Below are 9,081 nucleotides of genomic sequence, written 5' to 3' on the forward strand. Positions count from 1 at the left end.
GCGCCACAGGGCGAACTCGAAGTGGGCGAGGCGGGCGGCGGCGCCCTCGAGCGCGTGGCGTTCGACTCGCCAGAAGTCGGCGACGCCCGCGAAGGAGTAGGCGCCGTGCAGCAGTCCGGAGGCGGGCTTGGGGGCCGACGGAGCGGCCTTCCTGGGCGCGGGCTTCGCGGCGGACTTGCCGTTGCCCCCGCCCTGCTGGAAGGCGTCGGTCAGCTTGCGTACAACGGGCGCTTCGATGGTCGAAGACGCCGAACGGACGAATTCACCGAGTTCCTGGAGCTTGGCCATGACGACCTTGCTCTCCACACCGAACTCCTTGGCGAGTTCGTAGACCCGGACCTTAGCCACTTCGCTCCTTTGAGGTCCGGGTTGCGTCCGGACCGTCGCTAGTTCATGGGCGTACTCATCGCGTACTCATCGAGTGCTCATCGCAATCTCGACCTGCTTTCGACTCGCGAGGTACCAGACCGTACGGGGGGTTCCGTACGGCACGTTTTCCTTACCGGGCTGCTCTCAGCAACCTTGTGCCTGCTCCACGTACTGGCGCAACGCCATTACGTCGAGCGGTCCCGGGACGCGCAGCGCCCTCGGAAACGCCTTGCGGCGCACTGCCTGGTCGAGACAGACCGGGGCGGGGTGCACATAAGCACCCCGGCCGGGCAGCGTACCGCGAGGATCGGGGACGCACGCGCCCTCGATCGCCACGATCCGCAGCAGCTCGTTCTTGACCGCTCGCTCCCGGCACCCCACGCAGGTGCGCTCAGGGCATGCGCGGATACGTGTCCGGCCAGACACAGCTAAGTCTACCTCCCCAGACCGACCTCACCCCTTTGGGGCAAGAATCGAACACCTGCAGGGCACGAAGCTGTCGTGATCTCAGCGCCCTGCGGTCTGGATCTATTCCCCGGCCGCTCACCGACTGCCGGCCGGCCGCTCCGGTCACTCGGCGGCGGCCTGCTCCGTGTCCGGGCGGATGTCGATGCGCCAGCCGGTCAGGCGGGCGGCGAGCCGGGCGTTCTGGCCCTCCTTGCCGATCGCCAGGGACAGCTGGTAGTCCGGCACGGTCACCCGGGCGGAGCGGGTCGCCATGTCGACGATCTCCACCTTGGACACCCGGGCCGGCGACAGCGCGTTCGCGACCATGTCGGCCGGGTCGTCCGACCAGTCCACGATGTCGATCTTCTCGCCGTTGAGCTCCGCCATGACATTGCGCACACGGCCGCCCATGGGGCCGATACAGGCGCCCTTGGCGTTCAGACCGGAACGGGTGGACCGGACGGCGATCTTCGTGCGATGACCGGCCTCACGGGCGATCGCGGCGATCTCCACCGAGCCGTCGGCGATCTCCGGCACCTCCAGGGCGAACAGCTTCTTCACCAGATTGGGGTGCGTGCGCGAGAGCGTCACGGACGGGCCGCGCACACCCTTCGCCACCCGGACGACGTAACTGCGCAGGCGCATGCCGTGCGGATACGTCTCGCCGGGCACCTGCTCCTGCACCGGCAGGATGGCCTCCAGCTTGCCGATGTCCACCAGCACGTTCTTCGGGTCGCGGCCCTGCTGGACCACACCGGTGACGATGTCGCCCTCACGGCCCGCGTACTCGCCGAGCGTCGCGTCGTCCTCGGCGTCGCGCAGGCGCTGCAGGATGACCTGCTTGGCCGTGGTGGCGGCGATACGGCCGAAGCCGGACGGGGTGTCGTCGAACTCGCGGGGCTCCTGGCCCTCCTCGAGGTCCTCGGGGTCCTCCTTCGCCCACACGGTCACATGACCGGTCTCCCGGTTGAGCTCCACGCGCGCGTGCCGGCGGCTTCCCTCGGTGCGGTGGTAGGCGATGAGGAGGGCCGACTCGATCGCCTCGACCAGCAGGTCGAAGGAGATCTCCTTCTCACGGACCAGGCCCCGCAGGGCGCTCATGTCGATGTCCACGGCTACGCCTCCTCTTCCTTCTTGTCCTTGCGGCTGAACTCGACCTGCACGCGTGCCCTGTCGATGTCGGAGAAGGCGAGTCGGCGGGTGGTGGCCTTGCGGCCCTTCACTCCGGGCACCTCGAGATCGAGACCCTCGTCGTCGGCCTTCAGGATTCTCGCGGTGAGCTCTCCGCCCTCGGTCAGCTGGAACCTCACCAGGCGGCCCGTGGCGCGGACGTAGTGCCGGTGCTCGGTGAGGAGGCGCTCCGCGCCCGGGGTGCCCACCTCGAGGGTGTACTCCCCGCTGCCCATCACATCGGTCTCGTCCAGCTTCGCCGAGAGCGCGCGGCTCACATCGGCGATCTGGTCCAGGTCCGCACCCGTGTCGGAATCGACGACGACGCGCAGCACACGCTTCCGGCCGACCGAGTCCACGGCGATCTCCTCGAGATCGAGGCCCTGTGAGCTGACGAGCGGTTCCAGAAGTTCTCGCAGCCTCTCGCTCTGGGTGGTGCTCATCCGGGTGACTCCTCGGCCGCGTGTGCTGTTGTGGGATGGGTCGCGTGTCTGGTCAAAGGGTATCCGGTCGCGGAGGGTGTTGCTGTCCACCTGGTCACGGAGGGTGCGGAACGCCTGCGGCGGGGTGCGGTCGGGGTGCGGGTCGAGGTGCCGCTGACGGCGGGTGGGCGTGGGCACGGGTACGGTGATCGCGGGCTTGGGCCCTCTTCCGTTTTTGGTCGCCGCGTTCCGTACGAGCTCCCCGAGGACGTCTGCCGTGTCGTTGTCCCCGTCTTTGCGTACCCCTTCGGGGCCGCGCAGAAGGAGTCTGCTCGCCGTCGCCTCCGCCGCTGTGCCGGCGGCCCTGCTCTCTGCGGGGTGTTCCGCCGAGTCCGAGTCCTCAGGGGAGGGTGCCGGCAGGCGTCCCTCGGCCGAGGAGCGGGCACGGGCGCGTGCGGCGCAAGAGAGCCGGGAGCTGGTGGAGCGGTACGACGCGGTGATCGTGGCGCATCCGAAGCTGGCGGGGCGGTTGGGGGCGTTGCGGGAGGCGGTTGTGCGGCAGGGGGAGGCGTTCGGGGGGGTGGAGGGGGTGGCTTCGCCTTCGGCGTCGGTTTCGGCTGCGGCTGCGGCTGCGGCTTCAGCTTCGGCGTCCACTGAGTCGTCCGGGGTGGGTTCCTCGGCTTCGCCTTCGGCTTCAGCCGTGCCTGTGAAAGAGAAGGACGCCCTCGCTCAGCTCGCCGCGGCGGAGCGGGAGCTGGCCGACCGGCGGGTCGAGGCCTTGCTGGATGCTCCGGGCGAGCTCGCTCGGCTGCTGGCGTCCGTGGCGGCGGCCGGGGCCGCTCGCGCGTATCTGCTGACGAAGGGGTGACGGGGTGAGCGAGGCTGAGGCGAAGGACCGGGAGCTGCGGGCGCTGCAGGCTGCGCTGGCGGCCGAGCACGCCGCGGTGTACGGCTACGGAGTCGTCGGCGGGCGGATCGAGAAGCCGCGGCGCGCGGAGGCGCGGGCGGCGTACGACGCCCACCGGGCGCGGCGGGACACGCTGATGCGTGAGGTACGGGACGCGGGCGGTACGCCCGTCGCGGCGGCGGCGGGCTATGCGCTGCCGTTCCCCGTGGCCGACGGTGGTGCTGCCGTACGGCTCGCCGCGGAGCTGGAGGCCCGGGTGGCCGGGGTCTACGCCGATCTGGTGCGGGACAGCTCGGGTGAGCGGCGCCGGGCCGCCGCGCAGGCGCTGCGGGAGGCTGCGGTGCGGGCGGTGCGCTGGAGCGGGGAGAGCGTAGCCTTCCCTGGGCTCGCGGAGCGGGCGGACGGTACGACGCCGGGGGCTGCGGCGCCGGCGGGATGACGGGGGCGGCAGGCAGTGCCGCGTACAGCAGGCAGGTGCCGCGTACAGGTGGAAGGGAACGACTCGCGCATGGCTTTCGAACCGCCGCAGCGTCTGGTGAGGGCGCTCGGGGAGACGGCGCCGGACGGTGACGACTGGCTGGCGAGGCTGCCGGAGGTTGCGGATCGGGCCGTCGCAGCGCGTGAGTTGACCGTGGAGCGGGTGCAGGTGCCCGGGGGGCGCAGCAGCCTTGTTGTGCTGGTGCGAATGGCTGACGGGACGCCGGCGGTGTTGAAGCTGGCGCCGCGTCGGGCTCGGCCTGAGAGTGAACGGGCGGCGCTGGCGCACTGGGGTGGGCGTGGGGCCGTGCAGTTGCTGGAGCCGTCGGGCGGGGCGGAGGGGGTGCTGTTGCTGGAGCGGCTGCATCCGGATGTGTCGGTGCGGTCGTTGCCGGAGGCGAAGGCGTTGCTGGAGGCGGCGGGGACGTTGCGGCGGCTGTGGGTGGAGCCTCCGGGGGATCACGTCTTCGAGACGGTCGAGGAGCGGACGGGGCGTCAGGCGGAGGCGATGCGGGCGAGCGCGGCGGGTGATGCTGAGGTCCGGCCGCTGGTGGAGGCTGCGTTGGCCGCGCGGGAGGAGTTGGTGGCGACGGCGCCGGAGGCGCGGTTGCTGCATGGGACGTTTCGGCAGAGCAAGGTGCTGGCCGGGGAGCGGATGCCGTGGCTGGCGGTGGGGCCGGACCCGGTGGTGGGTGAGTGTGCGTTCGATCTGGCGCGGTTGGTGCGGGATCGGGTGGAGGATCTGATCGCGCAGCCGGCGGGGGCGGCGACGACTCGGCGTCGGGTGAAGCGGCTGGCGGAGTCGCTGGAGGTGGATCAGGAGCGGCTGCGGGGGTGGACGCTGTTCCGGGCGGTGGAGTCGGGGGTGCGGGCGCGGAGGGTGGGGCGGGAGCGGGACGCGGAGCTGCTGCTGGAGTTCGCCGGCTGGCTGTAGGGGGGTGCGGGTTTTCATGCCTGCGGCGCAGCTGCGGGTTTGGTGGGCGTGCGCGTAGCGCCTTCTGCCGGTGGGTGAGTCGGGGCCGCGCCGGGGGGTGTCCGTCCTCGGTACGCCGCTACGTCCCTCAGCAACGCCCCCGGCGTTCCCGCCGCCCGCTGCGGGCGGACACCCCCCGACACGTCCCCTTCCGCCGTACGCGACTGCGGCCCGCCCACGCCCTGGCGCACGTACGCGCCGCGCGCGGCTGCGGGAAGTCGTGCCTCCCCCCAGGGCGGCACGGGTGGGCGCAGCGGCACCCACCCCCCCGGCCGGCCCCGGTGTCGGTCAGTTCGTGAGGCGGGTGATGGCCTCTTCGACCGTCAGTTCCTCGCGTTCGCCCGTCTTGCGGTCCTTCAGTTCGACGATGCCCTCCGCGGCACGGCGGCCTGCGACCAGGATCTGCGGGACGCCGATCAGCTCCGAGTCGGTGAACTTCACGCCCGGGGAGACACCCGCACGGTCGTCGACCAGGACGCGGACGCCGGCCGCCGCGAGCTTCTCGGAGACGTCGAGGGCCAGCTCGGTCTGCAGGGCCTTGCCCGCGGCGACGACGTGGACGTCGGCCGGGGCGATCTCCTTCGGCCAGCACAGGCCCTTGTCGTCGGCGGTCTGCTCGGCCAGTGCCGCCACCGCGCGGGAGACGCCGATGCCGTAGGAGCCCATGGTGACGCGGACGGGCTTGCCGTTCTGGCCGAGGACGTCCAGCTTGAGGGCGTCGGCGTACTTGCGGCCCAGCTGGAAGATGTGGCCGATCTCGATGGCGCGGTCCAGGCGCAGGCCGGTGCCGCAGTTCGGGCAGGGGTCGCCTTCCTGGACGACGACCACGTCGACGTACTCGTCGACCTCGAAGTCGCGGCCGGCGACGACGTTCTTCGCGTGGGTGTCGGCCTTGTTCGCGCCGGTGATCCAGGCCGTGCCGGGGGCGACGCGCGGGTCGGCGATGTACTTCACCTTGTCCAGACCCTGCGGGCCGACGTAGCCGCGCACCAGGTGGGGGTGAGAGATGAAGTCCGCCTCGGTGACCATCTCGACGGTGGCCGGGGCGAAGTACGCCTCGACCTTGCCCATGTCGACCTCGCGGTCACCGGGGACACCCACGGCGACGATCTCGCCGTCGACCTTCACCAGGAGGTTCTTGAGGGTGGCGGAGGCCGGGACGCCGAGCTGGGCGGCCAGGGTCTCGATGGTGGGGGTGTCGGGGGTGGGGATGTCCTCGGCGGCCGGGACGTCCGTGGCGTCGACCGGCTTCAGCTCGTAGGAGATCGCCTCCGTGTTCGCGGCGAAGTCGCAGTTCGGGCAGTCCGCGAAGATGTCCTCACCGGCCTCGGCGGGGGCCAGGAACTCCTCCGACTTCGAGCCGCCCATCGCGCCGGCGGTCGCCGCGCAGATGCGGTAGTCGAGGCCGAGGCGCGCGAAGACCCGCTGGTAGGCCTGGCGGTGCAGCGCGTACGACTCGGCGAGGCCCTCGTCGGCCAGGTCGAAGGAGTAGGAGTCCTTCATCAGGAACTCGCGGCCGCGCAGGATGCCGGCGCGGGGGCGGGCCTCGTCGCGGTACTTGTGCTGGATCTGGTAGAGGATCACCGGCAGGTCCTTGTAGGACGTGCACTGGTCCTTGACCAGCAGGGTGAAGATCTCCTCGTGGGTGGGGCCGAGGAGGTAGTCGCCGCCCTTGCGGTCCTGGAGGCGGAACAGCTCCGCACCGTACTCGTCCCAGCGGCCGGTCGCCTCGTAGGGCTCGCGGGGCAGGAGGGCGGGAAGCAGGACCTCCTGGGCGCCGATGGCGTCCATCTCCTCACGGACGACGCGCTCGACGTTGGCGAGGACCTTCTTGCCGAGGGGCAGCCAGCTCCAGATGCCCGCGGCGGTGCGGCGGACGTAGCCGGCGCGGACGAGCAGCTTGTGGCTGAGGACCTCGGCGTCCGCCGGGTCGTCGCGCAGCGTCTTCGCCATCAACTGGGACATGCGCTGGACCGGTGCGTTCGCCATGGTTCTCGTACTCCTGCTGCGTCTGGGTGATGACAGGAGGTTAGCGGGGTGGTGCGGGGCGGTGGAAATCGGTTATGCGCGAAGGAGTGGCAGGGGGGCGCCCATCACCGCGTAGGGCTTCGGGGCGCTGGGGAAATGGACCTGGCGGGCGAGGTCGCGGTAGCCGAGGGAGCGGTAGAGCCCCCGGGCGGGGCTCTCGACGTCGATCGCGGAGAGGATCGAGCGGGGCTCGGTGGCGGTGTCGGTGATCGCGGTGATCAGGGCGCGGCCGATGCCCTGCTTCTGGTGGCGCGGGTGGACGTGCAGCTCGGTGATGACGAAGGAGTCGTCGAGCCAGTGGTCGTTGCCCTGGGCGCGCAGGTAGGGCTCCACGACGGTGGACCACCAGTGGGTGCGGTCGTTGGGCATGCCGTAGACGAAGCCGAGGAGCCTGCCTCCGGCGGTCGCGCCGAGGGCTCGTGCGCCGGGGTGCGTCATGTGGCGCAGGACGATCTGACGGCGGACCGCCACCTCGTCGGGCCCCAGGCCGAAGGCCGCGGCTTGGACGGCCAGCGCCTCGTCCACGTGGGCGGTGAGGTCCAAGGGGCCGATGACGGGGTCCATGGCGGGGAGCCTACAGTCCCTCCCCCGTCTCAGAAGAGCACGCTCATGAAGGCTCCCACCTCTTGGAAGCCCACCCTCTCGTACGTGCGTCGGGCCGGGGTGTTGAAGTCGTTCACGTAGAGGCTCGCCACCGGGGCCACGTCCGCCAGGGCGTAGCGGAGGACCGCCGCCATGCCGGGGGCCGCCATGCCCCTGCCCCGGTGTTCCGGGGCGACCCAGACGCCCTGGATCTGGCAGGCCCGGTCCGTCGCCGCGCCGATCTCCGCCTTGAAGACGACCTTGCCGTCGGCGTCGAAACGAGCGAAGGAGCGGCCGGCGCCGACGAGTTCGGCGACCCGCGCCTGATAGAGCAGCCCGCCGTCGCCGGCCAGCGGGGAGACGCCGACCTCCTCGGTGAACATCGCCACGCACGCCGGCATGATCGTCTCCATCTCGTCCTTGCGGACGCGGCGGACGTACGGGTCCGGGGCGATGTGGCCGGGGAGGTGGTCCGTGACCATCAGGGGCTGGTGGCGGCGGACCTCGCGGGCCGGGCCCCACTGGGGTTCCAGGAGTCGCCAGAGCTCGGCGGTGGTGTCCGCCGGGCCGACGATCGAGGAGCAGCGGCGGCCCGCGCGGCGGGCCCGGTCGGCGAAGGCGCGGAGCGCCCGGGGGGTGGCGCAGATCGGGACCAGGTTGGCGCCGGCGTAGCACAGGGAGGTGAGCATGCCGCCCTCGTACCAGCCCCACATCTCGCCGCCGAGCCGCCACGGGTCCAGGCCGGCGACCTGCACCCGGGAGGTCACGAAGGCGTTCGCCACGGGCTCGCGGTCGAGCACGGCGAGGGCGGCGTCCAGGTCACTCGGTTCGAGGACCCGGGAGGTGGTCTGCGTCAACACGTGCGGGGCCTCACACACACTCGGGTCTGCTGATTTCCGCACTGTACCTGCGGTGCGTTTGCCGTGCCGCCCCGGTGAGGGTGCCGTTTGCTGTGCAGGCGCCGGTTGCCTGGTGTGGGCGGTCTGGGGGCTGCCGCCCCCAGGCCCCCGCTTCGGCCCTGAACGGGCCTCGTCCTCAAGCGCCGGACGGGCTGGTTGGTGCCGACCGGTGCTGAGAGGGTCAGCCGGTGACGGAAACCTCCGGCTCGCCCGACGTCACGCCGTCCGCCTCCATCTGTTCGGCCAGCTTCATGGCCTCCTCGATGAGGGTCTCGACGATCTTGGACTCGGGGACCGTCTTGATGACCTCGCCCTTGACGAAGATCTGGCCCTTGCCGTTGCCGGAGGCGACGCCCAGGTCGGCCTCGCGGGCCTCGCCGGGGCCGTTGACGACGCAGCCCATGACGGCGACGCGCAGGGGGACGTCCATGCCCGTGAGGCCCGCGGTGACTTCCTCGGCGAGCTTGTAGACGTCGACCTGGGCGCGGCCGCAGGACGGGCAGGAGACGATCTCCAGGCCGCGCTGGCGGAGGTTCAGGGACTCCAGGATCTGGATGCCGACCTTCACCTCCTCGGCGGGCGGGGCCGACAGGGAGACGCGGATGGTGTCGCCGATGCCCTGCGAGAGCAGCGCGCCGAAGGCGACCGCCGACTTGATCGTGCCCTGGAACGCCGGGCCGGCCTCGGTGACGCCGAGGTGCAAGGGGTACTCGCACTGCTCGGCGAGCTGCCGGTACGCCTCGATCATGACGACCGGGTCGTTGTGCTTCACCGAGATCTTGATGTCCCGGAAGTCGTGCTCCTCGA

The 9,081-nt window shown here is 71.4% G+C and carries 10 protein-coding genes and 1 pseudogene; 3 read left to right on the forward strand and 8 right to left on the reverse strand.

Translation table 11 applies throughout. From position 1 onward, the window contains the following. The 4 genes and pseudogenes from N4P33_RS28785 to rimP form a co-directional block, all read right to left on the reverse strand. Positions 1–348, reverse strand: a pseudogene (locus tag N4P33_RS28785) (translation initiation factor IF-2 N-terminal domain-containing protein); the annotation flags it as partial. Positions 349–513: 165 nt separating this feature from the next. After that, positions 514–795, reverse strand: coding sequence for a YlxR family protein (locus N4P33_RS28790; RefSeq protein ID WP_260829787.1), 282 nt, complete (start codon positions 793–795; stop codon positions 514–516). Between the two features lie 144 nt (positions 796–939). Then, positions 940–1,929, reverse strand: a complete 990-nt coding sequence (gene nusA / locus N4P33_RS28795; RefSeq protein WP_260829788.1) for a transcription termination factor NusA — start codon at positions 1,927–1,929, stop codon at positions 940–942. A gap of 2 nt (positions 1,930–1,931) precedes the next feature. Continuing rightward, a complete protein-coding gene (rimP, locus tag N4P33_RS28800) occupies positions 1,932–2,429 on the reverse strand; it encodes a ribosome maturation factor RimP (RefSeq protein WP_260829789.1) in 498 nt (165 codons plus the stop codon). A 256-nt stretch (positions 2,430–2,685) separates the two neighbouring features. Here rimP and N4P33_RS28805 point away from each other — a divergent pair, with 256 nt between their 5' ends. From N4P33_RS28805 to N4P33_RS28815, 3 genes are all read left to right on the forward strand, one after another. Then, positions 2,686–3,276, forward strand: coding sequence for a hypothetical protein (locus tag N4P33_RS28805; protein ID WP_260829791.1), 591 nt, complete (start codon positions 2,686–2,688; stop codon positions 3,274–3,276). Positions 3,277–3,280: 4 nt separating this feature from the next. Then, positions 3,281–3,754, forward strand: coding sequence for a ferritin-like domain-containing protein (locus tag N4P33_RS28810; protein ID WP_260829792.1), 474 nt, complete (start codon positions 3,281–3,283; stop codon positions 3,752–3,754). A 69-nt stretch (positions 3,755–3,823) separates the two neighbouring features. Continuing rightward, a complete protein-coding gene (locus tag N4P33_RS28815; RefSeq protein WP_260829794.1) occupies positions 3,824–4,726 on the forward strand; it encodes an aminoglycoside phosphotransferase family protein in 903 nt (300 codons plus the stop codon). Between the two features lie 327 nt (positions 4,727–5,053). Here N4P33_RS28815 and N4P33_RS28820 read toward each other — a convergent pair whose 3' ends face one another. The 4 genes from N4P33_RS28820 to N4P33_RS28835 form a co-directional block, all read right to left on the reverse strand. Continuing rightward, complete coding sequence (locus N4P33_RS28820) at positions 5,054–6,754, reverse strand: proline--tRNA ligase (RefSeq protein ID WP_260829796.1); 1,701 nt, start codon at positions 6,752–6,754, stop codon at positions 5,054–5,056. Positions 6,755–6,826: 72 nt separating this feature from the next. Continuing rightward, complete coding sequence (locus N4P33_RS28825; protein WP_260829797.1) at positions 6,827–7,357, reverse strand: GNAT family N-acetyltransferase; 531 nt, start codon at positions 7,355–7,357, stop codon at positions 6,827–6,829. Between the two features lie 29 nt (positions 7,358–7,386). Continuing rightward, positions 7,387–8,235, reverse strand: coding sequence for a GNAT family N-acetyltransferase (locus tag N4P33_RS28830; protein WP_260829799.1), 849 nt, complete (start codon positions 8,233–8,235; stop codon positions 7,387–7,389). Positions 8,236–8,455: 220 nt separating this feature from the next. Then, positions 8,456–9,081 (reverse strand): flavodoxin-dependent (E)-4-hydroxy-3-methylbut-2-enyl-diphosphate synthase (locus tag N4P33_RS28835; RefSeq protein WP_260829801.1); only part of this gene is annotated, 626 nt, incomplete at its 5' end.

Origin of the sequence: Streptomyces sp. 15-116A (assembly GCF_025290915.1) — a bacterium.
Lineage (GTDB): Bacteria > Actinomycetota > Actinomycetes > Streptomycetales > Streptomycetaceae > Streptomyces.

Coding starts and splice junctions, on each gene's coding strand:
- N4P33_RS28825 (WP_260829797.1), bottom strand. CDS start 7,357: ATGGACCCCGTCATCGGCCCCTTGGACCTCACCGCCCACGTGGACGAG.
- N4P33_RS28820 (WP_260829796.1), bottom strand. CDS start 6,754: ATGGCGAACGCACCGGTCCAGCGCATGTCCCAGTTGATGGCGAAGACG.
- rimP (WP_260829789.1), bottom strand. CDS start 2,429: ATGAGCACCACCCAGAGCGAGAGGCTGCGAGAACTTCTGGAACCGCTC.
- N4P33_RS28815 (WP_260829794.1), top strand. CDS start 3,824: ATGGCTTTCGAACCGCCGCAGCGTCTGGTGAGGGCGCTCGGGGAGACG.